General features: G+C 37.1%; 25 protein-coding genes, 1 other RNA gene and 1 riboswitch. Of the genes, 8 read left to right on the top strand and 18 right to left on the bottom strand.

The genetic code is table 11. The features are described from left to right. The first annotated feature begins 21 nt into the window (after positions 1 to 21). Positions 22 to 504, top strand: coding sequence for a regulatory protein RecX (locus ACS604_RS06795; RefSeq protein WP_005306262.1), 483 nt, complete (start codon positions 22 to 24; stop codon positions 502 to 504). A gap of 14 nt (positions 505 to 518) precedes the next feature. Here the strand turns inward: ACS604_RS06795 and ffs are convergent. Then, positions 519 to 615: signal recognition particle sRNA small type (gene ffs / locus ACS604_RS06790), an RNA gene on the bottom strand. Positions 616 to 932: 317 nt separating this feature from the next. On the opposite strand from ffs, the gene ACS604_RS06785 reads away from it, so the two are divergent. After that, complete coding sequence (locus tag ACS604_RS06785) at positions 933 to 1,799, top strand: YbgF trimerization domain-containing protein (RefSeq protein WP_474770919.1); 867 nt, start codon at positions 933 to 935, stop codon at positions 1,797 to 1,799. A gap of 58 nt (positions 1,800 to 1,857) precedes the next feature. Here ACS604_RS06785 and lpxA read toward each other — a convergent pair whose 3' ends face one another. The 12 genes from lpxA to rimO all read right to left on the bottom strand — a co-directional run bounded on the left by lpxA (position 1,858) and on the right by rimO (position 14,211). Next, the gene (lpxA, locus tag ACS604_RS06780) at positions 1,858 to 2,646 is read right to left on the bottom strand and encodes an acyl-ACP--UDP-N-acetylglucosamine O-acyltransferase (protein WP_003652175.1); all 789 of its coding nucleotides are present in this window, start codon (positions 2,644 to 2,646) and stop codon (positions 1,858 to 1,860) included. After that, entirely contained in the window at positions 2,643 to 3,128 is a 486-nt protein-coding gene (gene fabZ, locus ACS604_RS06775) for a 3-hydroxyacyl-ACP dehydratase FabZ (protein WP_003652176.1), read from the bottom strand. Before fabZ ends, lpxA begins: the two co-directional genes overlap by 4 nt. 6 nt (positions 3,129 to 3,134) lie before the next feature. Continuing rightward, positions 3,135 to 4,205, bottom strand: a complete 1,071-nt coding sequence (lpxD, locus tag ACS604_RS06770) for a UDP-3-O-(3-hydroxymyristoyl)glucosamine N-acyltransferase (protein WP_004791867.1) — start codon at positions 4,203 to 4,205, stop codon at positions 3,135 to 3,137. 4 nt (positions 4,206 to 4,209) lie between these two features. After that, positions 4,210 to 4,710 (bottom strand): OmpH family outer membrane protein, encoded by a 501-nt coding sequence (locus ACS604_RS06765; RefSeq protein WP_312821790.1) that lies wholly within the window; start codon positions 4,708 to 4,710, stop codon positions 4,210 to 4,212. Between the two features lie 40 nt (positions 4,711 to 4,750). Continuing rightward, positions 4,751 to 7,276, bottom strand: a complete 2,526-nt coding sequence (gene bamA / locus ACS604_RS06760; RefSeq protein WP_474770917.1) for an outer membrane protein assembly factor BamA — start codon at positions 7,274 to 7,276, stop codon at positions 4,751 to 4,753. A 36-nt stretch (positions 7,277 to 7,312) separates the two neighbouring features. Beyond that, complete coding sequence (rseP, locus tag ACS604_RS06755) at positions 7,313 to 8,668, bottom strand: RIP metalloprotease RseP (protein WP_474770915.1); 1,356 nt, start codon at positions 8,666 to 8,668, stop codon at positions 7,313 to 7,315. A 1-nt stretch (position 8,669) separates the two neighbouring features. Further along, complete coding sequence (ispC, locus tag ACS604_RS06750; RefSeq protein WP_474770914.1) at positions 8,670 to 9,866, bottom strand: 1-deoxy-D-xylulose-5-phosphate reductoisomerase; 1,197 nt, start codon at positions 9,864 to 9,866, stop codon at positions 8,670 to 8,672. Beyond that, entirely contained in the window at positions 9,867 to 10,691 is an 825-nt protein-coding gene (locus ACS604_RS06745; RefSeq protein WP_004791856.1) for a phosphatidate cytidylyltransferase, read from the bottom strand. Then, positions 10,691 to 11,443 carry a polyprenyl diphosphate synthase gene (gene uppS, locus ACS604_RS06740; protein ID WP_004791854.1) on the bottom strand — a complete coding sequence of 251 codons (753 nt, stop codon included), beginning with the start codon at positions 11,441 to 11,443 and terminating at the stop codon, positions 10,691 to 10,693. The genes ACS604_RS06745 and uppS overlap by 1 nt, the downstream gene beginning before the upstream one ends. Before the next feature lie 5 nt (positions 11,444 to 11,448). Beyond that, positions 11,449 to 12,003: a ribosome recycling factor gene (gene frr / locus ACS604_RS06735; protein WP_004791853.1), complete on the bottom strand. Its 555-nt coding sequence runs from the start codon at positions 12,001 to 12,003 to the stop codon at positions 11,449 to 11,451. 85 nt (positions 12,004 to 12,088) lie between these two features. Then, positions 12,089 to 12,817 (bottom strand): UMP kinase, encoded by a 729-nt coding sequence (pyrH, locus tag ACS604_RS06730; RefSeq protein ID WP_004791851.1) that lies wholly within the window; start codon positions 12,815 to 12,817, stop codon positions 12,089 to 12,091. 50 nt (positions 12,818 to 12,867) lie between these two features. Continuing rightward, positions 12,868 to 14,211 (bottom strand): 30S ribosomal protein S12 methylthiotransferase RimO, encoded by a 1,344-nt coding sequence (gene rimO, locus ACS604_RS06725; RefSeq protein WP_004791849.1) that lies wholly within the window; start codon positions 14,209 to 14,211, stop codon positions 12,868 to 12,870. A 342-nt stretch (positions 14,212 to 14,553) separates the two neighbouring features. Between rimO and glnL the strand changes: the two genes are divergently transcribed. The 5 genes from glnL (at position 14,554) to ACS604_RS06700 (ending at position 19,798) form a co-directional block, all read left to right on the top strand. Beyond that, complete coding sequence (gene glnL, locus ACS604_RS06720; protein ID WP_474770910.1) at positions 14,554 to 15,663, top strand: nitrogen regulation protein NR(II); 1,110 nt, start codon at positions 14,554 to 14,556, stop codon at positions 15,661 to 15,663. Further along, on the top strand, positions 15,650 to 17,143 hold the full coding sequence (glnG, locus tag ACS604_RS06715) for a nitrogen regulation protein NR(I) (RefSeq protein ID WP_004791845.1): 1,494 nt from the start codon (positions 15,650 to 15,652) through the stop codon (positions 17,141 to 17,143). The genes glnL and glnG overlap by 14 nt, the downstream gene beginning before the upstream one ends. Before the next feature lie 253 nt (positions 17,144 to 17,396). Then, positions 17,397 to 18,050 (top strand): TetR/AcrR family transcriptional regulator, encoded by a 654-nt coding sequence (locus tag ACS604_RS06710; protein ID WP_174759896.1) that lies wholly within the window; start codon positions 17,397 to 17,399, stop codon positions 18,048 to 18,050. Positions 18,051 to 18,162: 112 nt separating this feature from the next. After that, positions 18,163 to 19,080, top strand: a complete 918-nt coding sequence (gene argF, locus ACS604_RS06705; RefSeq protein WP_151963021.1) for an ornithine carbamoyltransferase — start codon at positions 18,163 to 18,165, stop codon at positions 19,078 to 19,080. A 193-nt stretch (positions 19,081 to 19,273) separates the two neighbouring features. Next, positions 19,274 to 19,798 carry a protein tyrosine phosphatase family protein gene (locus ACS604_RS06700; protein ID WP_004791839.1) on the top strand — a complete coding sequence of 175 codons (525 nt, stop codon included), beginning with the start codon at positions 19,274 to 19,276 and terminating at the stop codon, positions 19,796 to 19,798. Here ACS604_RS06700 and ispF read toward each other — a convergent pair. Further along, a complete protein-coding gene (gene ispF / locus ACS604_RS06695; protein ID WP_004791837.1) occupies positions 19,786 to 20,277 on the bottom strand; it encodes a 2-C-methyl-D-erythritol 2,4-cyclodiphosphate synthase in 492 nt (163 codons plus the stop codon). The two genes, ACS604_RS06700 and ispF, sit on opposite strands and share 13 nt — an antisense overlap. Before the next feature lie 99 nt (positions 20,278 to 20,376). Here ispF and ACS604_RS06690 point away from each other — a divergent pair, with 99 nt between their 5' ends. Next, the gene (locus tag ACS604_RS06690) at positions 20,377 to 21,021 is read left to right on the top strand and encodes an A1S_1983 family putative colistin resistance protein (RefSeq protein ID WP_199944479.1); all 645 of its coding nucleotides are present in this window, start codon (positions 20,377 to 20,379) and stop codon (positions 21,019 to 21,021) included. 44 nt (positions 21,022 to 21,065) lie between these two features. On the opposite strand, the gene ACS604_RS06685 is transcribed toward ACS604_RS06690, so the two are convergent. The 4 genes from ACS604_RS06685 to ACS604_RS06670 form a co-directional block, all read right to left on the bottom strand. After that, the gene (locus ACS604_RS06685) at positions 21,066 to 22,310 is read right to left on the bottom strand and encodes a D-amino acid dehydrogenase (RefSeq protein ID WP_474770908.1); all 1,245 of its coding nucleotides are present in this window, start codon (positions 22,308 to 22,310) and stop codon (positions 21,066 to 21,068) included. 175 nt (positions 22,311 to 22,485) lie between these two features. Continuing rightward, positions 22,486 to 22,573: riboswitch (glycine riboswitch) on the bottom strand. 150 nt (positions 22,574 to 22,723) lie between these two features. Then, positions 22,724 to 23,215, bottom strand: a complete 492-nt coding sequence (locus tag ACS604_RS06680) for a hypothetical protein (RefSeq protein WP_004791829.1) — start codon at positions 23,213 to 23,215, stop codon at positions 22,724 to 22,726. A gap of 323 nt (positions 23,216 to 23,538) precedes the next feature. After that, positions 23,539 to 24,090 (bottom strand): cysteine hydrolase family protein, encoded by a 552-nt coding sequence (locus ACS604_RS06675; RefSeq protein WP_474770906.1) that lies wholly within the window; start codon positions 24,088 to 24,090, stop codon positions 23,539 to 23,541. 298 nt (positions 24,091 to 24,388) lie between these two features. Further along, the gene (locus tag ACS604_RS06670; protein ID WP_004791826.1) at positions 24,389 to 24,619 is read right to left on the bottom strand and encodes a hypothetical protein; all 231 of its coding nucleotides are present in this window, start codon (positions 24,617 to 24,619) and stop codon (positions 24,389 to 24,391) included. Positions 24,620 to 24,914 lie beyond the last annotated feature (295 nt).

The following is a 24,914-nucleotide window of genomic DNA, read 5'->3' as shown; positions in this document are numbered from 1 at the left end:
TTACAAGGGAATCCCAATACCATGTTCAAAAGAACTGAAGAACAGTCTCAACAAAGAGCTTTGCTTACAGGTCAACGTTTACGCTCTTATGCTTTTGCTTTATTGACTCGTCGAGATTACTCCAAAGCAGAGCTTACTGAAAAATTAACTCGTTATGCACAAAACCCTGAAGAGGTTAAGCGACTTGTTGAAGAATTATCTGAACAAAACTATCAAAGTGATCAACGCGTTGCCGAATTAACATTAGCTAGCCAGATTCGTAAAGGCAAAGGTCCAAAACGTATTAAACAAGCTTTAAAAACAAAACAAATCGAAAATGATTTAATTGCGGATGAAATTCATAATATTGATTGGGTAGAACAGGCTTATCAACTGAAAGTGAAGAAATTTGGTGAAGAAGTAGAAAAAGATCCTAAACTTAAAGCAAAACAGATGAGGTTCTTACAATATAGAGGATTTGATTTAGATGTAATTATGAAGGCAATCCAACGGAGAGTGGATTAAAAGAATGGTGGCAGCCCCACTAGCAAAACTTCGGCACATCATAGATCTGCTACCGTTGCTACCTTCCGGTCCTGGCGGGGTTCACAGAGTACAATTGCGAAGCCACCAGCGGGGCTACCATTGCAAAACAGAGTATAGAGATTTTTAAAATAGTTGCAAGCCTTCTTCGCAGTTTTAAGCAAGTTTATGTTTCAATTGATTAATTCATCAGCAAAAAGCCTTAACTTTCTATACTTCTCTCCCCTATATTCTTTCTTGTATCTAATTTTGAATAAAATATGCTTGAAGATTGTAAACTATTCTTGCATTTATATTGTTAGCTGTTTTAATTGCATTGACCAATTAAAATCTTAGTTAGATAGTTAAGTGAATAGTTTATATATTCCTTTTTTAAGTTGGCTTTTACATAAAATTATGGACCTATACTCATGCGATTGATGAAGCATTCTTTCTTATTTATTGCCTTAATGAGCACTACCTCTCTCTATGCCAACATTCCAATTGAGTCTCGCGGTTTAAGTCAAAGCGGTGGTAGCGCAACTAATACTTCTTCTAATAATGTTTCGGTACCTAGTAATTTAAACTGGGAATTAATGCAAAAAAATCAACAATTAGAAAATGATATACGCACCCTACGTGGGCAGTTAGAAGAACAATCAAATGATATTGAACAATTGAAAAAAGATCTATCTAATCGCTACACAGACCTAGATCAACGCTTAGAACTCCTTAATCAGAAAGTTGATCCTGAAAGTGCACAATCAGATAATCCAACGAACAGTGATACTCCTGCTACGGCAGCAAGCACAGAAACTCCTACTGTTGAAAATAAAGTAATGAATGCTGCTCCAACCAGCACCCCTTCCTCTACTCCTCCACCCCAACTGGAAGTCTCACAACCACCTTCACAAAACCAATCAAACCCTATAGAGCTTGAAAAGGCAGCTTACACTGTCGCTTTAGATGCCTATAAACAAGGTGGTGCAAAAAAAGCGATTGCTCCTATGCAGAACTTTATCAAAAATCATCCTAATAGCGCCTATACAGGGAATGCTTACTTTTGGTTAGCTGAGTTTAATTTAGCAACTGATCCAGTGAATTATAATGAAGCTAAAAAGAACTACAGTGTAGTAGCAACTCGATATCCAAATTCGAGTAAAGCTCCACGCGCCCTTTATCAACTCTATAGCATTGCTAAAGATGTCGATAAAAATACAGCTTCAGCAAACCAATATAAAACTAAAATTTTAAGTCAGTATCCAAAATCTGAAGAAGCCAAATTTTTTAATAAATAATAATTTTAAGAAAAAAAAAGACACTGCAAAATGCAGTGTCTTTTTTTAATATATTTTCTTAACGCACAATACCACGTTCGGACTGTTCAACAGAGTCAATTAATAATTGAGCTTCAGGAACATTCGGAAGAATATCATTTTTAATCTGCTCAACAGCTTGAACAGAAGTAAGACCTGATTTAAAAATTAATTTATAAGCCTCTCTGAGACCTTGAATTGTATTCTTAGACCAACCCTTTCTACGCATTCCTTCGATATTAATACCGAATGCATGAGCTGGGTTACCAGAAGCCATAACGTAAGCTGGCACATCTTTTAAAATTAGTGATGCTCCACCGACCATACTGTAAGAATCGATTTTACAGAATTGATGAATCCCTGAATTACCACCAATAATGATGTGATCACCTATGTGTACGTGTCCAGCAACACCAACGTTATTCGCGAAGATATTGTGATCACCAACAATACAATCATGTGCAATATGTGTATTAACCATCAATAGGTTATGACTTCCTATTTTAGTTAAAGCATTATCTTGCACAGTTCCTCTATGTAAACTGCAATGTTCACGAATTAAATTATGATCACCAATCTCTAACCAGGTTTCTTCACCTTGATATTTCAAATCTTGGCAAACCTCACCAACACTTGCGAACTGGAAAATCTCATTATTTTGACCAATTTTGGTAAAACCACCCACCACTACATGAGAATGAAGTTTAGTACCCGCACCAATCGTCACATTTGGACCGATAACGCAATAAGGTCCTATCTGGACATCTGGAGCAATCACTGCAGATGGATCAATAATGGCCGTAGAATGAATTAAGTCGTGATTGCTCATGCCTGCTCTGTTTTTTGGTGTGAAATCATAATTTCAGCGGTTGTTGCTACAATACCGTCCACGGTAGCCGTACAATTATATTTGTAGATACCGCGTTTTTGCATTACTAATTCAGATTTTAATACAAGTTGGTCACCAGCAACTACTTGTTTTTTAAATCTAACTCTTTCCGCACCAGCAAAAAGAAATAAAGAACCAGGTTTTGGCGTTTCGTTGTTCATAATAAACCCTAAAACACCTGAAACTTGAGCTAATGCTTCAACAATTAAAACACCAGGCATAATTGGATATTCTGGGAAATGTCCCTGTAGGAACTCTTCATTGATAGAAACATTTTTATAACCAACAATACTATTGTCAGTAACTTCAGTCACACGATCAACCAATAAGAAAGGATAACGATGCGGCAAATATTGACGAATCGTTTGAATCTGCATTGGTAATTCAGGGATGGCAAATTTAGGTGTAGTTGACTCGGTCATAATATTCTATTTACGCAAATTAAAGGTTGATTCAAGAGACTCTATTTGAGCTTGTATATGATCAAGTCGTTTAGTGATTTGGGTCAATGGCACATCTGCTAATTGTCGCAAGCGTACAATTGTCTTTTTCCAATGGCTATTTTCAAATAATCCAATTCCCGAAGAGTAAGTACCAGGTTCAGAAATATTTTTTGTGACCATTGACATTCCGGTCAAAGTCACGTTATCGGTAATAGAAAGGTGCCCTGATACACCGCAAGCCCCTGCTAGAATACAGTTTTTGCCAATTTTAACGCTACCAGCAATTCCGCATTTAGCAGCGATAGCTGTATTTGAACCAATATGAACGTTATGCGCGATTTGCACAAGGTTATCAATAATTACCCCATCTTCCAAAATGGTGTTATCGAGTGCACCTCGGTCAATACTACAATTTGAACCAATGCGGACATCATTACCAACAATAACTGAACCTAATTGAGCAATGCGATGCCACTTTCCTTGATATGGCGCAAAACCAAAGCCTTCACTACCAATTACAGTACTTGCGTGAACTCGCACACGATCAAATAATTTAGATTCACCAGTAATTGTGACATGAGCATCAATAAAACAATCTTTTCCAATTTCCACATTATTATCCAATCGAGTATGAGACTGAATAATGGTGTTATCGCCTACCACACAATTTTCGCCAATTACGACGTAATGACCAATATATGCTGTTTCGGAAATGATCGCAGAAGGATGAATTTGAGCTGTACTTTCTATACCTACCGATGTGATTTTTTTATCAAACACATGAGTAAGTATGGCAAAAGCTAAATAAGGATTATCAACAATAATAAAATTTTGTTTGTCAGGAAGCTGTTCTTTAATAAGGCTCGTAACAATGTACGCACCCGCACGGCTAGCCTTTGCTTGATCAATATACTTTTCGCCATTCACGAAAGCAATTTGATGAGTTTCAGCATTTTCTAAACTTGCTAAGTTTATAAATTGAAGACTACCCGTACCTACTAGCTCACCATTTACTAGGTGAGCTAGTTCATCTAAACGATAATGTTGCACTTTCATTAATTTATTTCATTGAATTAACCTTTTGTATCATTTTATCAGTTAAATCATATTTAGCGTCATAGGCAACGGTTGAATTTTTATTCAAAATGAAATCAAGATTATTTTCTTTTCGTAATTGTTCAGCTGCTTGCTTCACACGAGTCTCAAAATTTGAGTTCATTCCTTGCAGACTAGTTTGAACTTTAGACTGCAAACCTTGTTGAGTAGAATTAAATTCATTGAGTTTTGTCTGATATTGTGCCTGAAGCTTTTTAATATCATCTTCTTTCATTTTTTGCCCTTGAGTTTGGGCTTGACGCTGAAGGCCTTCCAACTCTTTACCCAACTGCTCAAGACGAGTTGTTGTTGGCTTAACTGATTGATTTAAACTTGCGTTTTGTTGTTTCAAATAAGAACTGCTTTCAACAACTTTAGCAAGATCAATAACACCATAACCAGCAGCATTAGTCATTGCAGAAACTGTCAGACCTAATCCTAACATTAATATATTTAATTTTTTCATTTAAATTTGTGTCCTTATTTCATGTTTAGTCAAGTCGTACTTAGAAAGTACGACCGATTTCAAACTGGATCTCTTTAGTTTCATCACCAGGCTTATCATTTAGAGGGAATGCATAGCTAAGAGATAATGGTCCGATCATGGTGATCCATGTGAAGCCAACACCTACGCTATAACGCATATTACCTAAGTCGAAGCCATAGTTATCTTCACAGTATTTTTTAGCATCTGCAATTTGCTGACCATTCATAATCATAGAATAAGAACCAACATCACACTTGGTATCGAATACCTGACCACCTTCAGCAAAAAGAACTGGTCGTACTTGACGAGTCCAATCTCCCTTGAATGGTAATGGCAAAGCGAGCTCTGTACCAAACTGCACTAGAGCATTACCACCTACTTCTTCTGGAGAACCGTCATTTTGCTTGGTTTCTTGTAAATTTACACTTGAATATTTTGGACCCAAGGTACTGTTATCGTATCCACGAACAGAACCATAACCACCTGCATAGAAGTTTTTATAGAATGGTAAATCATTACCATAACCAAGTTTACCGTAACCACGCAGCACGAAACCTGTGTCTTTAATTGGCCAGAATGCCTGTGCATCATAAGTTGCTTTTTGATAATCAACATCACTACCTGGTAAACCTATTTCCAGACCTACACGATGTGACATACCTGAAGTAGGGAAAATTGGTCTATTTAAAGTGTTATATGACCAGCCTAAATTTAAGTTATATGTAAAGAATTCACCTTCAAATGCATTATTATATGGAGTTGGTGTAACAAGGCATTTACCAGTATATGTAACCGCTCCTGTAACTGGATCTGTAGTTGTTTCTAACTGATCTGATGGGCAGTAAGTATCTTGACCTGTCGCCTTACCCCCATTCGCTAATAAATAATCACGAACATAGGTAGACACATATGGACCTGTGGTTACTTTAGTATTATCAACACCTAATGACGCACTTAAACTCTGATTTTCATCAATTGGGTAACCAAAACTTAAACTACCACCAAAACTATCGGTAACGTAGTTATTTACGTTATAGTCCTGATTAAGTTTCGTTTTACGATAGTAAACGTTATAACCACGGCTTACCCCATCAATTGTAAAGTAAGGGTCGGTAACACTTAAGTTATAGTAATCTTGAGTTTCAGAACGAGATAAATCGATCGCAACACGGTTACCCGTTCCCATAAAGTTAGTTTGGCTCAAACCTGCTTGGAATGTGATACCACCACTTTGTGAGTAACCTACCGCTAATGTTGTAGTTCCCGAGTGTTGCTCTTCAACATTTACGTTTAAATCCACCTGATCTGGTGAGTTTGGAATACGAGCTGGTTTAATATCAACAGTTTTGAAAAATCCTGTACGCTCTAAACGAACCTTAGACAAATCAATTTTTTCATTACTTGCTAAAGCGCCTTCCATTTGACGCATTTCACGACGCAATACTTCATCGGCAGTTTTACTGTTACCTGTAAAATTAATACGACGCACAGTAACTTGCTGACCTGGATTCACATAGTAATTTAAGTCGACAACACCTGTATCATTATTAATTTGTGGAACAATATTTACATCTGCAAAGTAATAACCAGCATTACCATATTTACGCAATAATAATTGCTTAACGGCATTTACTTTTTCTTGAGAATAGGTATCGCCATCTTTATAGATTTTTAAAGCTTGTAACTCTTCTGGCTTATAAAGTGCATCACCTAAAAATTTGGTTTGTCCAAATTTAAATTGACTACCTTCCTCTACAGCAACTTCAATAAAGATGTTCTTCTTATCTTCACTAATATTGAGCTGTGAGTTATTGATATGAAAATTGATATAACCTTTATTCAGATACATCGCACGCAAAGCTTCAAGGCTCGCTGCCATTTTCTCTCTAGCATAACGGTCATTACGAGTTACAACTGAAGCCCAACCGCTTTCTTTAACTGCAAAAGCTTGTTTAATTTCACTGTCTTTAAAAACAGTATTACCAATAATATTGATATTAAAAACTTTAGCCGCCGTACCTTCATTAAAATTTAATTTAAGTTCAACACGGTTATTTGGACGAGCTATCGTATCAACAGTTACATCAGCATCATAACGGCCTTGCTGGGTATATTGCTGCTCTAATTCAGTTTCAATTGTTTGTAAAGCTGACTTCTTAAAAACTTCGCCTTCAGCAATACCCATTTTTTTGAGGCCTTGTTCTAAAGCCTCTTTAGGAATAAGTTTGTTACCCTTAAATTCAAGCTTTGAAATAATTGGGCGCTCTACGACATTAAAAACTAAAGTATCGTTGTCTCTTGATGCTTTAATATCGTCAAAAAGTCCAGTGGCATACAATGTTCGAATTGCTTCTGCGATCATCGGTTCATTAACGCGATCGCCACTGTTGATTGGCAACATGGTAGAAACATTTGCAGGAGTAAGACGGACCAAACCATCTACACGAATATCTCGAACGACGAAATCATCAGCTGCATATGCTTGTTGTACCGCTGCCATAGCGCTAACAAGTGCCAAAGGCATTAAAAAATGTGTGTGCCGCATGCCAGTTTTTCCAGTAAGTTATAAATCCATATACGTTTACAAACGCATAAAATCGTTAAATAAAGCTAAAAGCATCATACTACCGAGCAGTACCATACCAATTTTTAGACCAAACATTTGTATTTGTTCAGAAACAGGCTTACCACGAATAGCCTCAATAATGTAATAAACGAGATGTCCACCATCTAGCATTGGAATTGGCAATAAATTTAAAATTCCAAGACTTACACTCATTAAAGCCATAAATGAGATAAAAGTCTGCCATCCCATTTCTGCACTTTGTCCCGCTACTTTAGCGATTGTAATTGGTCCAGAAAGATTCTCTAGACCAATTAATCCCTTAACCATTTTTACTATTGAACTCAATATCATGCTAGAGATTTGACCAGTTTTCTCTAGTGACATCTCGAAAGCTTGTATTGGAGTATATTGAATTGTTTGCTTATATTCGTCAGGAATTGTAATTTTTCCTGCATCACTTTTCACACCCAAAACACCACTCACTTGCCCCATATTATCTCGTTTTCCTTGAGGCATGACTTGTAAATGGACTAATTGACTATTACGCAACACATCAATATTGAGTAATTTTTCTGGAGAATGTTGTACGACCTCGACAACATCAAACCAGTCTTTCATTGCCTGACCATTAATTGAAACAATACGATCACCTACTTTCATTCCTTGACGAATTGCAGCTCCATCTTGAGTCAATTCAGTAACAACAGCAGGAATAACAGGACGATATGGTAAAAAACCTAACACATCTAAGGCTGATTCATTCTGATTTTTTAAGAAGTCTTTAATTGGTAAAACAATATTTTTTTCAGTACCTGCCCGGTCTACATCAACATTTACAGTGCCAGTTTCACCTACACGATCAATTAAAGCAAAGTTAAGTTTTTCCCAAGTTTGCGTTTCTTTTCCATCAACAGCAATAATCTTGTCACCGACTTGCATTTGTGCAGTTGCTGCTGGTGAGTTTGGTATAACTTTACCGACTCTAGTGTTCAGTTGCTCTTGGGCAGGTAAAAATAAGATCCAGAAAAGTAAGACAGCAAAAATCAGATTAATTAATGGACCAGCTGCAACAATTGCTATACGTTTCCATGGCTTTTGGCGGTTAAATGCATAAGGTAAATCTTGCTCTGCAACATTACCTTCACGCTCATCAAGCATTTTTACATAGCCGCCCAATGGTAAAGCTGAAAGTTGATATTTGATGCCAGATTTTTTTGATGTCCACTTGAGTAATGTAGGTCCAAAACCAATGGAATACACTAAAACTTTAACGCCTAGTTTTCGTGCCACCCAGTAATGACCGAACTCATGAATTGCAATTAAAGGACCAAGTAAAAGAGCCGCTGCTGCAATCATAAATAATGCACTCATTTCAGCCTCCTATACTTGATATATATTGCTGCGCTACATGTCGTGCTATTTCATCTTTAGCTAAAATACACTCAATATTTTCAGCAACTGAATTTTCCAATTTTTGCAAAGTATGCTCTACCACTTGTGGGATATTTGTAAATCCAATCTGTTTCTTTAAAAATGCAGCAACAGCAACTTCATTTGCAGCATTTAAAATAGTAGGCGCCAAACCTCCCGCACGCATTGCCTGACGAGCTAAATCAAGTGCTGGGAATTTTTGAATATCTGGTGCTTGGAAATTAAGTTGAGAATATTCAAACAAATCTAAAGCAGGAACACTCGTCTGTAAACGCTCAGGCCATGCTAAAGCATGTGCAATTGGCGTACACATATCTGGATTACCCATTTGTGCCAATGTTGAACCATCCACATATTGCACCATAGAATGAATAATACTTTGTGGATGAACAACAACTGTAACAAAATGTTCAGATATTGAAAACAAATGACATGCCTCGATCAACTCTAACCCTTTATTCATAAGAGTAGCTGAGTCAACTGAGATTTTCTGTCCCATAGACCAGTTGGGATGCTTACAAGCCTGTGCAGGCGTAACTTTTTCTAATTGTTCTAACGAATGGTTTAAAAATGGTCCACCTGAAGCGGTCAATAAGATTCTTGATACACCCTGTTGCGGTTGTCCATTTCTTTCGGCTTCTAAATAATTATGAGGCAAGGACTGAAAAATAGCGTTGTGTTCTGAATCAACTGGCAATAACAACGCCTGATGATCACGTGCTGCTTGCATCATGATTTCACCAGACATGACCAAAGCTTCTTTATTAGCAAGCAATACGCGTTTACCAGCTTTCACAGCAGCTAGAGTTGGCAACAAACCTGCAGCACCAACTATTGCAGCCATAACAATATCAACATCTGGATGAGATGCGATACTTACTAACCCTTCCTGATTAGTCAAAATCTCAATATTTTGTAATTCATTTTCTACAAATAAAGCTGCTAATTCATCAACTTTTTGCTTTGGAACAACTACAACTTTTGGTTGGAATTGTTTGCAAATTTCAACCAACTCAGAAATTCGACTATGAGCTGAAACCGCAAACACTGAATACTTATCAGAATGTTGATTTAAAATTTTTAAGGTACTTTGACCAATGGAACCGGTTACACCTAATATGCAAACAGATTGTGTCATCTATAAATCTACACCAATAAGTTTTAATATATACATTCCCGTTGCAAAGATCGGGGCTGCAGCAAGTAAAGAATCAATACGATCTAACACACCACCATGACCTGGTAAAACACGACCAGAATCTTTAATACCGGCACGACGTTTAATCATTGATTCAAATAAGTCACCTAAAACTGAACCAAATACCGTAATTAACGACAATATAAGAAACAGAATTTGCTGAATTAAAGTTAAATTTAGATAATGATATTGCACAACCACCATTATTACTACGGTTGTAATAATACCACCATACAAACCTTCTACTGATTTATTAGGACTTACAGTCGGAGCTAGTTTTCTTTTTCCAAATTTACGACCAACAAAGTAAGCACCACTATCTGCGCCCCATACGAGCAAGAACAGATACATTAACCACCATGGTGAACTTTGCCATACTACAAAAATTGATGTTACCGCAGCACAAACTAAAATTATGCCAATCACATACAAGGTTGCATTATACCAACCATCAAATTCAGGAAATGACTTAACCCAATATACACTGACAATCCAAGTCAAAATTGAAGCAGACCACAAAAGTAATGCAATATCATGGAAAAATAGGGCGACACCTGAAACAAATGCAACAAGCAGACCGTAACACCAAGCTTTAGGTTTTACAGCATTTGCAGTTTCGCGAGGCATTAATTTATACCACTCATACCCAGCTACCCCTGCTGCAACAATCATAAGAACCAACATTGGATAATGTGATTGCGTAGCAAACATACAGCCTAAAACAACTGCAACAAGTACCAATGCGGTAACAATCCGCTCTAACATTATAAATTCTCTATTTTCTCTTGCTGAATTTGTTCAGATGTTTTGCCAAAACGACGTTCACGCCCTGAAAAAACATTCAATGCATGATCGAACTCTTTTACTGTAAATTCTGGCCATAACGCTTCGGTAAAATACAGTTCCGCATAAGCTGCTTGCCACAACAAGAAATTAGATATGCGATAATCTCCGCCTGTGCGGATTAATAAGTCCACAGCTGGCAGATCGTTTAGACTGACATATTTTTCGAACAAATCAACATTTATTTGATCAGCACTAAATTCACCACGGGAGACGGCCTCTGCAACCTGTTTTGCTGCATTAGCAATGTCCCACATCCCACCATAGCTTATTGCAATGGTTAAGGTCATAGTGTCATGGTGTGCTGTTTGTTGCTCTGCATCTTCCATTAAGGCAACTAAGTGTGAGGATAATCGAGAACGATCACCGATAAAACGCAAAGCAATATTAAATTTCTTCATGCGAGGTATTTGCTCATGAATACTTTCTTCCAGAAGCTTCATAAGCAGATCGACTTCATACTGCGGTCGATTCCAATTTTCACTTGAAAATGCAAAAACAGTTAAAGCACGAATACCAGTTTTTTTACAATGTTCAACGATAGGATCAAGAACATTTTTACCTTCCCGATGCCCATCACCTTTTTGCATTTGATTTTTTTTTGCAAAGCGGTTGTTGCCATCCATAATGATGGCAACATGCTTGGGAAGATGATACTCTTCAGAATCGGTCATAAAAATTAGACCTTCATCAATTCTGCTTCTTTCGCTGCAAGACGCTTGTCTACTTCTGCAACATATTTGTCAGTAATTTTCTGAATATCATCACCTGCACGGCGCTCATCATCTTCAGAAATCTCTTTTTCTTTCAACAATGCTTTGATATCACCTAATACATCACGACGAATATTGCGAATCGCAACTTTTGCATTTTCAGCTTCGTTACGTGCAACTTTTTGCATATCACGACGTGTTTCTTCAGTTAATGCTGGTAAAGGTACACGAATTGCATCTGCTGTAATCGGGTTTAAACCAAGATCACTTTCGCGGATTGCCTTATCAATAGCTGAAACCATTGTACGCTCAAATGGCTGAACAATAAGTGTACGAGAGTCTTCAATACCCACGTTTGCTACTTGATTTAATGGCACATCAGAACCGTAGTAAGGAACCATCACACCATTTAAGATTGATGGGTGTGCACGGCCGGTACGAACTTTAGCAAACCCGAGTTCTAAAGACTCTAGAGTTTTTAACATACGCTGTTCGCTGTCTTTTTTCAGATCGTTAATCATATGATCTACCTTACTTATTTATTCAAAGATATATTTAACAAATTTAATTTAGCGCTAGTATAAAGAGCTTTCGGCAACACGTACATTACTTAGTAACGCGCGTTCCTTCTTTTTCACCCATTACTACTGACAATAACGCACCTGATTTATTCATATCAAAAACTTGCAAAGGCACATTATGGTCTCGACACAAACAAATAGCAGTCAAATCCATAACACCAAGCTTTTCATCTAACACTTGATCAAAAGTTAAATGATCGTATTTAACAGCATCATCATATTTACTTGGATCTTTATTATAAACGCCATCAACTTTAGTCGCTTTTAAAATCAAATTCGCTTCAATTTCAATACCGCGTAAACATGCTGCTGTATCCGTCGTGAAAAATGGATTTCCTGTACCCGCAACGAAAACACAAACTTCACCTTGACTCAAATGACGAATCGCATCACGACTTGAATAAGACTCTACCACTGTACCAATTGGCAATGCAGACATAAGACGAGTTCTGATATTACGACGAACTAGAGCATCACGCATAGCTAAGCCATTCATCACAGTTGCAAGCATACCCATTTGATCGCCTGTTACACGACCAACTAGACCATCTTTTTGCAACTGACTTCCACGGTACAAATTACCGCCACCCACAACGATACCCACTTGCACACCCAAACCAACCAAGTGTGCAATTGAAAGTGACATATGATCTAAAACTTGGGCATCAATACCCATATCTTTATTACCTGACAATGCCTCACCAGATAATTTTAATAGAATACGTGAATAACGTGGGCTAATTGTTTCCGCCATGACTTTGCTCCAAAACCTCTTAAACTGAATGCTCTTTAAATATATTTCGATTAAACGGATTTAATTTTAATTAACTTTGCAAATAAATCGTATTCATCTGCATCGGTAATTTCGACTTCCAATATATCGCCCGGTTGAATAGTGCTCTTATCGATATCTTCTACAAACACATTACCGTCAATTTCCGGAGCATCGGCATAAGAACGTGCAACGGCAACAGGATATTCGTCTTCTAAACCATCGACTAATACAGTCATCGTTTGACCAATACGTTTTTGTAATTTGGCAGCAGATATTTGCTGCTGCACTTGCATAAAGCGCTCGTAACGCTCTTGCTTAATTTCTTCTGGCACATGATCGGGTAAATCATTTGCCGTAGCGCCTTCTACTGGTGAATAGGTAAAGCAGCCTACGCGATCAAGTTGAGCTTCAACTAACCAATCTAACAAAATCTGGAAGTCTTCTTCAGTTTCGCCTGGGAAACCAACCACAAAAGTAGAACGGATCACAAGGTCAGGACATTTTTCACGCCATAATTTAATTTTTTCTAGCGTGTTTTCACTGTGAGCCGGACGCTTCATTAATTTAAGAACGCGTGGGCTTGCATGTTGGAAAGGAATATCAAGATAGGGCAAGATTTTACCTTGAGCCATTAAATCAATTACCGCATCCACATGTGGATATGGGTATACATAGTGTAGACGCACCCAGATGCCCAATTGGCCTAGTGCTTCACACATATCGAAGAATTTTGTCTTAACAGGCTGACCATTCCAGAAGTCAAGTTTGTACTTGGTGTCTACGCCATAAGCTGATGTATCTTGAGAAATAACTAAGATTTCTTTAACACCCGCTCTTTTAAGTGCCGCAGCTTCTTCCAATACACTACCAACTGGACGAGAAACCAAGTCACCACGCATACTTGGGATAATACAGAAGGTACAACGATGGTTACATCCTTCAGATATTTTTAAGTAGGCATAATGCTTTGGTGTTAAGCGAATTCCTTGTTCAGGAACCAAATCAATAAACGGATTATGTTTAGGTGGTGCTGGTACATATTCATGTACAGCTTCCATCACATCTTGATAAGCTGCCGCACCAGTAACCTTTAAAACGTTCGGATGCATTTGACGAATTTTATCTTCGTCTTTACCTAAGCATCCTGTAACGATTACTCGACCATTTTCACTCATGGCCTCGCCAATTGCATCTAGCGACTCTTGTACCGCAGATTCAATAAAACCACAGGTATTAACAACTACTAAATCAGCACCATCATAATCTGATGCAACTTGATAACCTTCAGTCTTTAACTGAGTTAAAATTCGTTCAGAATCTACCAATGCCTTAGGACAACCTAAAGAAACAAAACCGACTTTGGGGGTCTTCATGAATCTGCGCTCCACTTGAATGCGCGTATTGTATGTCTTTTCTTGTCTCAAGCATAGGTGGAAAGGCTACTCTTTGTGTAATGCACCAAAATACAACCAACATTTGCACCAAAACTCACCTTTGCACCAATTTAGATCATGTTATTATCTAGACTAAAGCTATTTGTCTTGATCAAAAGATATAAAGAACGATTTCAGCGCGTTTTTAAGCACCTTAAAACTTTAAAATAACCCATAAACAAAGTTGGCGTATATTTTGCATCGTTCATGTTCTATAACGGTGAAAATCCGATAACCAATGAAGATGCCATTGCGCTATTTTAAGACAGGAACGATTCGCTAATGGATCAACACAACCCTATCGACTATCGCCTATTGGTAGACAATTTAACTACTGCGATTTTATTAATCGATAGTAACTTGAATATTTTTTATTTAAATTCAGCCTGCGAAGCACTATTTGACATTAGTTTGCTTCGTGCTTCAGGACAGCCTGTTTTAAATTTACTTCATGCGCCAGATGATACTTTTAATACACATGAAGCTTTATTAAACACCATAAAAACCGGACAGCCTTATACGCGTCGAGAAGCTGTCATTAATGTTAACTTTAAAGACCTACATGTTGATTACACAGTTTCTCAATTAAATGCAGGTAAAAGCTATCATCCATTATTGTTGATTGAGCTCAACCCAATTGACCGTATGTTAAAGATTTCAAAGGAAGAAAATCTTGTTCAACAACATCAGGTCGCTAGACAGCTTGTCCGTGGCGTTGCTCATGAAATTAAAAACCCACTTGCAGGTATTCGGGGAGCAACCCAGCTACTCGCTCGCAGTTTAAATGATAAGAGTTATTCGGAATTTACAGATGTCATCATTAATGAAGTGGATCGTTTAACCAACTTGGCTGACACCATGTTGGGCTCTAGACAATTACCAAGCTATGAAAATGTTAACGTACACGAACCTTTAGAACGAGTACGCTCTCTTATTGCGAACCAGACAAAGAAAAAAATTAAAATTATACGTGACTATGATTTGTCTTTACCTGATGTGAATGCCGATCGTGATCAGTTAATTCAAGTTATGCTCAACATTAGTGTAAATGCAATTCAGGCCATAACAGAGAATAAAGCATTCTTTATCGATCATGAACCAGAGCTAATTCTACGTACTCGCATACAACGACTTGTCACAATTAATGGTGTGCTGAATCGATCTACAGTGCGGATTGATATTGAAGACAATGGGCCAGGTATACCTGAGAGTATTTTAGAGTCCGTATTTTACCCATTGGTTACTGGACGAGCAAAAGGTACTGGGCTTGGCCTGAGTATTGCACAGAATATTATGCATCAACATAACGGAATGATTGAATGCCAATCTGTTCCTGGAAAAACTATTTTTAGCTTATATTTACCTTGGGAGTCAGACCGTGTCGCGAAATAAAATATGGGTTATTGATGATGATCGCGCCATGCGATGGGTATTGGAAAAGACTTTTAAAGAAGAAGGCTTTGACGTTACCAATTTTGAAGAAGCTCAAACTGCGCTTGAACGTTTGCATCATGATGCTCCCGATGTCATCTTAACTGACATTCGAATGCCTGGAATTGATGGTTTAACTTTTTTATCTAAAGTCAAAAACACTCATCCGGATTTACCTGTCATTATCATGACAGCACATTCTGACTTAGAGTCTGCTGTATCAAGTTATCAAACAGGTGCATTTGAGTATTTGCCAAAACCTTTTGATATTGATGAGGCTTTAGCTTTAGTCAATCGTGCAATTCTGCATATCAATAAACTACAACAACAAGAAGCTACAAAAACAGCTTCACCACTTCAATCAACAGAAATTATTGGTGAATCTCCTGCCATGCAAGAGGTTTTCCGCGCTATTGGTCGTTTATCTCAATCCCATATTACCGTTTTAATTAATGGCGAATCTGGTACAGGTAAAGAATTAGTTGCGCATGCTTTACACAAGCACTCACCACGCCGTGCGAAGCCTTTTATTGCATTAAATATGGCAGCAATTCCAAAAGACTTGATTGAAACCGAGTTATTTGGTCATGAGAAAGGTGCATTTACAGGTGCAAACACTCAACATCAAGGTCGCTTTGAGCAAGCAAATGGTGGAACACTATTCCTTGATGAAATTGGCGACATGCCATTTGAAACACAGACTCGACTACTACGTGTGCTCGCCGACGGTGAATTTTATCGTGTAGGCGGACATATTCCAGTTAAAGTTGATGTTCGAATTGTGGCAGCAACGCATCAGGACTTAGAAAAACTGGTGAATGAAGGCCGATTCCGTGAAGACTTATATCACCGTTTAAATGTAATTCGTATTCACATTCCTAAACTTGCTCATCGTAGCGAAGATATACCAATGCTGGCTCAGCATTTTCTTGCACGTGCCGGTAAAGAACTTGGCGTGAGTCCAAAAATCTTACGTACTGAAACAACCGACTATATGCAACAGTTACCATGGCCCGGTAATGTTCGACAACTTGAAAACACGTGTCGCTGGTTAACTGTGATGATCACTGGACGTGAAGTTTATCCAGAAGATTTACCTTCTGAACTTAAACAAGTTCCACTGCAAAAGAATAGTGATTCTGGGCAACCTGCCCCTTCATTTGAACGCATTTCTCTACACCATTGGGATGAGTTACTAAATCAATGGGCAATTCAAAAGCTTAAGAATGGTGAAATGAAGATTTTGGATATTGCTACACCAATGTTTGAACGCACCTTAATTAACGCTGCTTTACAACAAACACGTGGACGCAAACGTCACGCAGCAGAATTATTAGGTTGGGGCCGCAACACCTTAACTCGCAAGTTAAAAGAACTTGGAATGGATTCTGCAGACGATGATGAAGAAGATGAACATAAAGTTAGCCAAACCGAGGCCTAAAAAACTTAGTGCCTAAATTAAAAGCGGCTAAGACATTCTTAGCCGCTTTATTTTTTATTAAATTCAAAATTGAACATCAGGTTACATCATTAGATCATTTCAAAATTCACTCTAAGTTTATATTTTCTATTCTTTTATTTTTTTAAATTTCTACTTACTGTTCAGCAGATGATCTAAAAAAATAGCGATGACCATCCTTAAAGATAGTTTTGCTATACTAAACAAGCAAAGTTAACTGTTGTTATGAAATTTTATGCATGATTCCGTCCTTGAGTCACATCATTCAGTATGTGAGAAGCCCCAAACACGCAGAGGTATAGAACGTCGCCTAGCTCTTTTGCTAAGCGCAACCGAGCTGTTTCTGGATAAAGGATATGAAGCCGTTTCTCTTGATGACATTGTTAATCATGCCGGTGGTTCAAAAGCGTCTATCTATAAATATTTTGGCAATAAAGATGGTTTATTTACCGCAATTTGCGATTATCGCCGTGAAATGTTTTTTAAAGATATTTGTGTACCATTTCAACCTTCCCAAACATCTTTACGCAACTATTTAATTCAAACACTCATTCGCTTTTATACTCATATTATTCAACCCGAACATATCGCTTTTTTACGTTTGGTTATCGAACAAACACAATGCAATGCAACTTTGAGCAAATACTTATATGAAAAATGTGCTCAAGATGTGCAAAACACAATTGCTCAGGCACTTCTAATTTCCCATCAAACTGAAGAAATTCTTTGCACATCTCCAGATTATTCCTCACTCATGTATTTTGGAATTTTACGTGACATAGAATGGCGCATGATTATGGGAATGCCCCTACCACCCACTGAGGAAGAAGTAATTGATTATATTAACTATTGTGTTGATATTTTCTTAAAGGGTCATCATAAAGTCTAATTCTTTTGCATTTTAAAATGCTTATAGTATAGTAGACTTCTTTTTTCCCACATCCACCCAGCCAACAACAGATAATTGTTGTTTTTCATAACAATTATTATGGAGTAGCTACATGGCTCTAAGACATTTCCTGACTTTACGTGATCTATCCACTCTAGAACTTAATCGCATTTTAGAACGCGCAAGCGAACTTAAAAAAATGCAGCATGACAATCAGGTCTACCAACCTTTTGTCGGTAAAGTATTGGGAATGATTTTTGAGAAATCAAGCACGCGTACACGTATCTCTTTTGAAGCAGGCATTAATCAATTTGGTGGTAGCGCGATTTTCCTATCACCTCGCGACACACAATTAGGCCGCGGCGAACCAATTGAAGATTCAGCACGTGTAATTTCTAGTATGCTTGATATTGTGATGATTCGTACTTTCGGTCATGACATTGTTGAACGTTTTGCATCGTATTCAAAAGTTCCTGTGATTAACGGTTTAACAGATGACCATCATCCTTGCCAGTTACTTGCAGATTTACAGACTTATAATGAACACCGCGGTAGCATTAAAGGTAAAACCGTTGCTTGGATTGGTGATGGCAATAATATGTGTAACTCATATATTGAAGCTGCACACATGATGGGCTTTAAACTTAAAATTGCATCACCAAAAGGATATGAGCCTAAACCTGAATTTTTAGCAGAGTTTGGTCATTGTGTTGAAGTTTTTGACAACGCAGAAGATGCTGCTGTAAATGCTGACCTCATTGTGACAGATGTATGGGCAAGCATGGGACAAGAAGAAGAACAGAAGCTTCGTGAAAGAGCTTTTGCTGCTTTTCAAGTCAATGAAAAATTAATGGGACTTGCTCATCCTGAATGTTTATTTATGCACTGCTTACCTGCTCATCGTGGCGAAGAAATTTCTGAAACTATGCTTGATCATAAAAATGCAGTGGTATGGGATGAAGCAGAAAATCGTCTTCATGCTCAGAAAGCTTTAGTAGAATTTTTATTGAATGAAAATCTAAAACCATAATTATTTAGACAAAAAAACAGCATCTTTATGATGCTGTTTTTTTATTTTATAAAACTTGTACTTTTCCAGTTAATTATTTTTAAAGTTTTGATAACATTGTCGAATATATAAGCAGGCTGTATTTCAACTATTCCCTAGAATCGTGTATAACATTCTACACAATAAGCTAAGCCTACTCTCGTAGAGTGCGATCATGACTACCCTTGAACAATCATTATCTCAAATTCCCGCATTTTCAATTATTCATGAACATTTATTTAGTTCAGCACAGCCTTCTGCTGAACAACTGAAACTAATTAAAGAATATGGTTGTAGTACAGTCATTAATCTCGCTTTAAGTAACGCACCAAATCATATTGAAAATGAAGATCGTATTTGTTTAGACCTCGGTTTAAATTACATCCATATTCCAATTGACTGGGAAACTCCATCGGCCGAGCAATGTTTATTGGTACTCGACCTTATTGATCATTTAGTCCAGAATGAAATTGTCTGGATTCACTGTTCTAAAAACGATCGCTCTAGTTGCCTAATGTATGTCTATAGACAGTTTTATATGAATATGGACATGCCTACTTCTCAAGATTTACTTCATGAAATTTGGGAACCCAATGAAACTTGGACAGGACTTATTCATAGTATTACCTTACAGCTACAAGGCCGTAAGGCAACTCTTGAGCTTCAGCAGTCTTTGCAACAAGCCGATCACTTGGTGTGATGAGAGACTAAAACAGTTGCTGTAGCTAAAATCCCTTCTTGACGACCGGTAAACCCAAGTTTTTCGGTTGTCGTTGCTTTAATACTGATTTGATTAACATCTACATTTAAAACATCAGCAATACTTTGACGCATTTCCAAATTATGTTTAGCTAATTTTGGACGCTCACAAGCCACCGTAATATCAGCATTATTTAACTGATAACCGCGATCTAAGATTAACTGGTAAACATGTTTTAATAGTACTCGACTGTCAGCACCCTTAAATTCTGGGTCAGTGTCAGGAAAATGTTGCCCTATATCTCCAAGTGCCAAAGTACCTAACAAAGCATCACATAAAGCATGGAGTACAACATCACCATCAGAGTGTGCTTTCAAGCCATGCGTATGTGGAATTTGAATGCCAGCCAATGTAACGAAGTTCCCCTCTTCAAAGGCATGCACATCCATTCCTTGTCCAATACGAATTTGAGCAACCATATAACTATTACCTTCCATAAAAACTTAAGAAATCTTGTATTCAGCCTTTCTGTTTCGCTATAGTACACCTAGCAAAGTAGACTGAAAGTATAAGCGATCATGCTGTCTAATACTGATATGAATCAATTGAAAAGATTAAGTTTTGCCGTGACACTGAGTTGTTTATGTTCATCTCATGTTTTTGCAGAACCAATAGACTGTTCCAATCGTGGAGCTGAGCTTAAAATTTGTTCAAAAACATTTAGTGAATCGAGAAAGCAACTCAATAATAAATATCTTTCTGCATATTTAGTTACTGATGCTCCCTTACAGCTTTTGCAGGATACACAAAAGTTATGGTCTAAACATACTCAGCAATGCAAGAGTAATTCATGTTTTCAACAACAGTTTGATTTACGAACTGACGACCTAAATTTTTATGCATCACTTAAGCAAACGCTTACCCAACATTATCTTAAGTTTGAGAATGGACATCTAGCAGCACAGCCTGTTCACATTCAGGTCCATCAGCTCGCAAAGGATAAAATCAAAATTGAAGGAATAGCATACCGAAATCCAAATAACCGTAAAGAAACTCAAACAATTTCTTTGATGGCCTATAGTTCACCTGAACAAAAAAATGAAATTTTAGACAATGAGCACAACTGCAAATATCAGTTTAATTTTCAAAAAGCTTTACTGAATGTGAAAACCCAGCAAAAAGGCTGTGAGCGTTTTAGCGGAATCTACCGATTATATGATTAGTGCGTTAAATAAAAGCCAGTGTTTAAACACTGGCTTTTTACTTTCTAGATCGGATATTTTTGAGCAATATCCTGACCAACTAAAACAGCAGTTACCGCAGACAAAGTCCACCCTAAGTGCCCATGTCCTGTATTATAAAAAATACGAGGCTGTCTAGATTGCTTCACCACCGGCAGCATATTAGGCATCATGGGTCTTAACCCAGCCCAAGGTACGACATGCTCAGTTGAAATATCAAAGTTACGGTTTACCCAATTTACCAAAGGTTGAATACGATCAGCCCGTATATCGCGGTTGTAACCATTAAATTCAGCTGTTCCCGCCACGCGCAACCGATCTTTACCTAAACGAGAAGTCACAATTTTAGCACTCTCATCTAGTAAACTAACCCACGGTGCATTCTTTACACTTTGCTCATCTTTTAATTGCACGGTAATTGAATACCCTTTTACTGGGTAGACATTTACTCGCTCCCCAATCATATCGGCGAGTTGATAACTTCCTACCCCACCGCAAACTACAAGCACATCCCCCTCGATCTGAATACTATCGGATTCAACAAGATAAGGATGCTCTGCACTTGGCTGACAACTTACGATCACTTTGTCTGGATGACACTTAATATCTGTAACTTCCAGACCGAATTTATACTCAACACCGTATTGTTTAGTCTTTTCAGCCAAAGAGGTTGAATATTTATGAATATCCCCCGTTGCATCACTTGGTGTGTAATAACCACCAAAATATTCACCTGTTAATGATGGTTCTATGGTTTTCATCTCATCAGGTGAAACTGAATAGCGCTCTAATGTACCTTTATTCAATACATTGTTTACTTGTTTAGCAATCTCGTAGTCAGCCTTACTATGATACATATGGAGAATTCCACGTTTCTCCAAATCAAACTCGAGCTGCTCTTTTTCAGCAACCTCAAATAAACGCTTACGAGCAAGTAATGCCAAACGGACCGTCTCAATCGTGTTTGCTTCATAGTTTTTAATATGGGATAAAAACTCAACTAGCCAGCTATATTTATGCAAACTAAATGAAGGATTCAGCAGTAGCGGTGCGTCTTTTTGTCTCATCCACTTAAAGCCTTTAACTACAGTGGCTTTTTGGTTCCATACTTCGGCATTACAAGCCGATAATTGCCCTCCATTGGCAAATGATGTTTCCATTGCAGGATATAGATGTCGATCAATCACTGTGACTTGATAACCCAGTTGCGATAATTCATAAGCAGAGGTAACCCCTGTGATTCCCGCACCTATCACAATAACATGTGGCATAACAGACTCCTCAGAAATGCAAAACATTTCATCAGTACAGCCCATCTGTCATTGGTACCTGAGAGTTTCGACCCCAACGTTACCTTTTAACGTTTAGATCTTCCCCTTCGGTGAGTTTATAATTTATAAGTTATTATTTTCAATTCTTATAAATCTAAGCTTCTCTCCAGATTTTTTAATTATTACAGTCCTTCTGCCTGAGAGTTTCCGGGCTTGTTGCTCCTTCGGCGGGTTCTTTCGAACCTCTCTCCCGCAATAATTTTGTATTTATATAAGCAATGTATCTGCCACTTTAGAAAAAACGCATTCTTTTCTTGTAAACTTTTGTACCAGCAATTATCAAGTTATAAGCCATTAATTTAATTATAAAAATAAAAAAGGTGAATTTTTATAAATTCACCTTTTGTGTTTAATTAGAATTTTCCATTGAGCACTGGGTCTGAAACTGTACCCTTCCATTGCTCACGCAAGGTTGGTAAATAAAATTTCTCACCAATAGTGACCAATTCTGCATCAATTAATGCGTGAACTTCGTGCATAAAAATATAATCAAGAGCAACCAAAGAGAGCTGATGATTTTTTTGTGCTGTTTTCTTACGTTTCGCTTGAGCTTGTTTCACTAACTCATTCGCAAAGTTTTTATCTTTATAAGCCGTAATTGCATTTAAACGGAGTTCAATAACACCCCATCCAGCCAATAGCTTTTTAAAGACATCAAAATCTTCTGAAGTTGATTCCCATGTTACATTTTCTAAATCATTATCGTCAGGTAAAACTGGCAATAACAGGTCACCTGTACTTGGGAAAATCTTTTTAAGATTTAACAGAAACTTAACAGGCTGATCACCGGGATAATCATTAAATTGCACATGTTGTTGAGTATCTGTCAAATAAATAGAGAGCATTCAAAAATCCTTAGCTAAGCTTCTGTTTTCAATCACTTTATCTTCAGTTTTGCAAAATAAATGCAAAACAAAAACAATATAAAAACAGGACAAGGTGGGCATTTTAACAATTATGACAGCTTATTCAACGCTAATTCGCCATTAATTAGTGAAACTTATACCCTCTTGATAAAAAGCCCTCCGAAAAGAGCTCTTTGTTGATACAAGTTCAATTCTTGCTATCACTAAAAACCGACCAACCTCTAGTCATCAAAAGATTTTCTTATACTTTATTGATACAGCTAATAAGACTTTTTGAATAAAGTTGTCGGTTCATTTCTAAATTAAATTTGAGAAATGAGCTCTTCCGTCGTTTTTAACTTAGCAAAAGCATTACTTAAAATTTGGTTATGATGATCAATTGCTTGCTGAGCATTTAAAGCTGCTGAATCAGTTGTGGTGTGGCCATCTGAAATTAATATCAATTTATATCCGTACTCAGAAGCAGCCCTAACAGTAGTATCAATGCAATACTCAGTTTTCATGCCAGTAATGATGAGTTCATCAACACCCAGTTTCTCTAACACTTCTTTTAAAACAGTATTTTTAAAACCACTCGGGTACATTTTTTCAATGACTATATCTTTATGTGGATTAAAAGCTAACTCTGTGATTAGCTGAGTGTTCGGTCCACTTGGATCTAATGGTGTGCCTATCTCACCAACATGCCGAATAAAGATAATTGGTCTATCATTTAAGCGGTAATATTCAATAAGACTAAGAATATTTGAAAGTACGAGTTGAGCATTATATGGCTTAGACTGGCCGCTGAATAAGCCATTTTGCATATCAATGACCAGTAAAGCCGATTTTGAATTGCTATTGAGTTTTTCCATCATTTCTCTCTGTAAGAACCAATAATGAACAGAGAAAAATTAACCCAGCCATTATTGGCCGGGTTTAGTCATCTTATTAAGTCACTTTAATAAAAATCACACACAGCCTTCTTTAGAGGTCGTGGTGGTGGTGATTTTATTCAATAAACAGTTCATTTGTTTTAACTGCCCAAAATTAAAGCTTAAATAACCATACCATAGCTTTTTCAATAAAAACAAAACTTTTTAGCTTTTATTGTATGAAATATCTTTTAAGCATACCTAGTTCTTAAAGAAATAATTCATCATAAAAACTAATTTATTTAACTGAAAGTAAGTATTCGTATGCTGTTTTTTCATTACTCTCTAATTTAATGACTGCATCAGTTTCATCATTCAAAGTAAGGTTAAATACCTTCTCACCATCATAAGAAATTTGATGACCCATACGAAATTCTGAATCAATTGACTCAAGAATAATAAAATTTCCTTCTATATTCGAAGCGATATAGTAAGTGTTGTTCCGATGAACATATCTAATTGTGTACATCAATATTTAAATTCCATCTAAAAAATTATGTTTTTTCTTAATTAATAAAAAAGGCTGCTTCCTTTTTTCACCCAAAAATAAGCCTAACTAAAAAGTTGCTTAAAACTAAAATTGGAAAGATACATACAGTCATTTTCCAATTTGATAACACCTAAACTCCATCAATATAAATCGAATTAAAAATAAAATAATTCAAATATTTAAAACCAAAAAACATATAAATTTATGCTGATTTGAAAAGATCTACCCCTTCTTTTGATTTCTAACACCAATCATTTAGCGCTAAATTTATATA

Source organism: Acinetobacter sp. Li1LvA2, from assembly GCF_056156705.1.
Note: the sequence above shows the minus strand (reverse complement) of the source record. Positions and strands in the feature narration are given on the sequence as shown.

Bases quoted from the DNA above. Each gene is read 5' to 3' on its own strand.
- ACS604_RS06795 (WP_005306262.1), top strand. From the start codon at position 22: ATGTTCAAAAGAACTGAAGAACAGTCTCAACAAAGAGCTTTGCTTACA.
- ACS604_RS06785 (WP_474770919.1), top strand. From the start codon at position 933: ATGCGATTGATGAAGCATTCTTTCTTATTTATTGCCTTAATGAGCACT.
- lpxA (WP_003652175.1), bottom strand. From the start codon at position 2,646: ATGAGCAATCACGACTTAATTCATTCTACGGCCATTATTGATCCATCT.
- fabZ (WP_003652176.1), bottom strand. From the start codon at position 3,128: ATGACCGAGTCAACTACACCTAAATTTGCCATCCCTGAATTACCAATG.
- lpxD (WP_004791867.1), bottom strand. From the start codon at position 4,205: ATGAAAGTGCAACATTATCGTTTAGATGAACTAGCTCACCTAGTAAAT.
- ACS604_RS06765 (WP_312821790.1), bottom strand. From the start codon at position 4,710: ATGAAAAAATTAAATATATTAATGTTAGGATTAGGTCTGACAGTTTCT.
- bamA (WP_474770917.1), bottom strand. From the start codon at position 7,276: ATGCGGCACACACATTTTTTAATGCCTTTGGCACTTGTTAGCGCTATG.
- rseP (WP_474770915.1), bottom strand. From the start codon at position 8,668: ATGAGTGCATTATTTATGATTGCAGCAGCGGCTCTTTTACTTGGTCCT.
- ispC (WP_474770914.1), bottom strand. From the start codon at position 9,866: ATGACACAATCTGTTTGCATATTAGGTGTAACCGGTTCCATTGGTCAA.
- ACS604_RS06745 (WP_004791856.1), bottom strand. From the start codon at position 10,691: ATGTTAGAGCGGATTGTTACCGCATTGGTACTTGTTGCAGTTGTTTTA.
- uppS (WP_004791854.1), bottom strand. From the start codon at position 11,443: ATGACCGATTCTGAAGAGTATCATCTTCCCAAGCATGTTGCCATCATT.
- frr (WP_004791853.1), bottom strand. From the start codon at position 12,003: ATGATTAACGATCTGAAAAAAGACAGCGAACAGCGTATGTTAAAAACT.
- pyrH (WP_004791851.1), bottom strand. From the start codon at position 12,817: ATGGCGGAAACAATTAGCCCACGTTATTCACGTATTCTATTAAAATTA.
- rimO (WP_004791849.1), bottom strand. From the start codon at position 14,211: ATGAAGACCCCCAAAGTCGGTTTTGTTTCTTTAGGTTGTCCTAAGGCA.
- glnL (WP_474770910.1), top strand. From the start codon at position 14,554: ATGGATCAACACAACCCTATCGACTATCGCCTATTGGTAGACAATTTA.
- ACS604_RS06710 (WP_174759896.1), top strand. From the start codon at position 17,397: ATGCATGATTCCGTCCTTGAGTCACATCATTCAGTATGTGAGAAGCCC.
- argF (WP_151963021.1), top strand. From the start codon at position 18,163: ATGGCTCTAAGACATTTCCTGACTTTACGTGATCTATCCACTCTAGAA.
- ACS604_RS06700 (WP_004791839.1), top strand. From the start codon at position 19,274: ATGACTACCCTTGAACAATCATTATCTCAAATTCCCGCATTTTCAATT.
- ispF (WP_004791837.1), bottom strand. From the start codon at position 20,277: ATGGTTGCTCAAATTCGTATTGGACAAGGAATGGATGTGCATGCCTTT.
- ACS604_RS06690 (WP_199944479.1), top strand. From the start codon at position 20,377: ATGCTGTCTAATACTGATATGAATCAATTGAAAAGATTAAGTTTTGCC.
- ACS604_RS06685 (WP_474770908.1), bottom strand. From the start codon at position 22,310: ATGCCACATGTTATTGTGATAGGTGCGGGAATCACAGGGGTTACCTCT.
- ACS604_RS06680 (WP_004791829.1), bottom strand. From the start codon at position 23,215: ATGCTCTCTATTTATTTGACAGATACTCAACAACATGTGCAATTTAAT.
- ACS604_RS06675 (WP_474770906.1), bottom strand. From the start codon at position 24,090: ATGGAAAAACTCAATAGCAATTCAAAATCGGCTTTACTGGTCATTGAT.
- ACS604_RS06670 (WP_004791826.1), bottom strand. From the start codon at position 24,619: ATGTACACAATTAGATATGTTCATCGGAACAACACTTACTATATCGCT.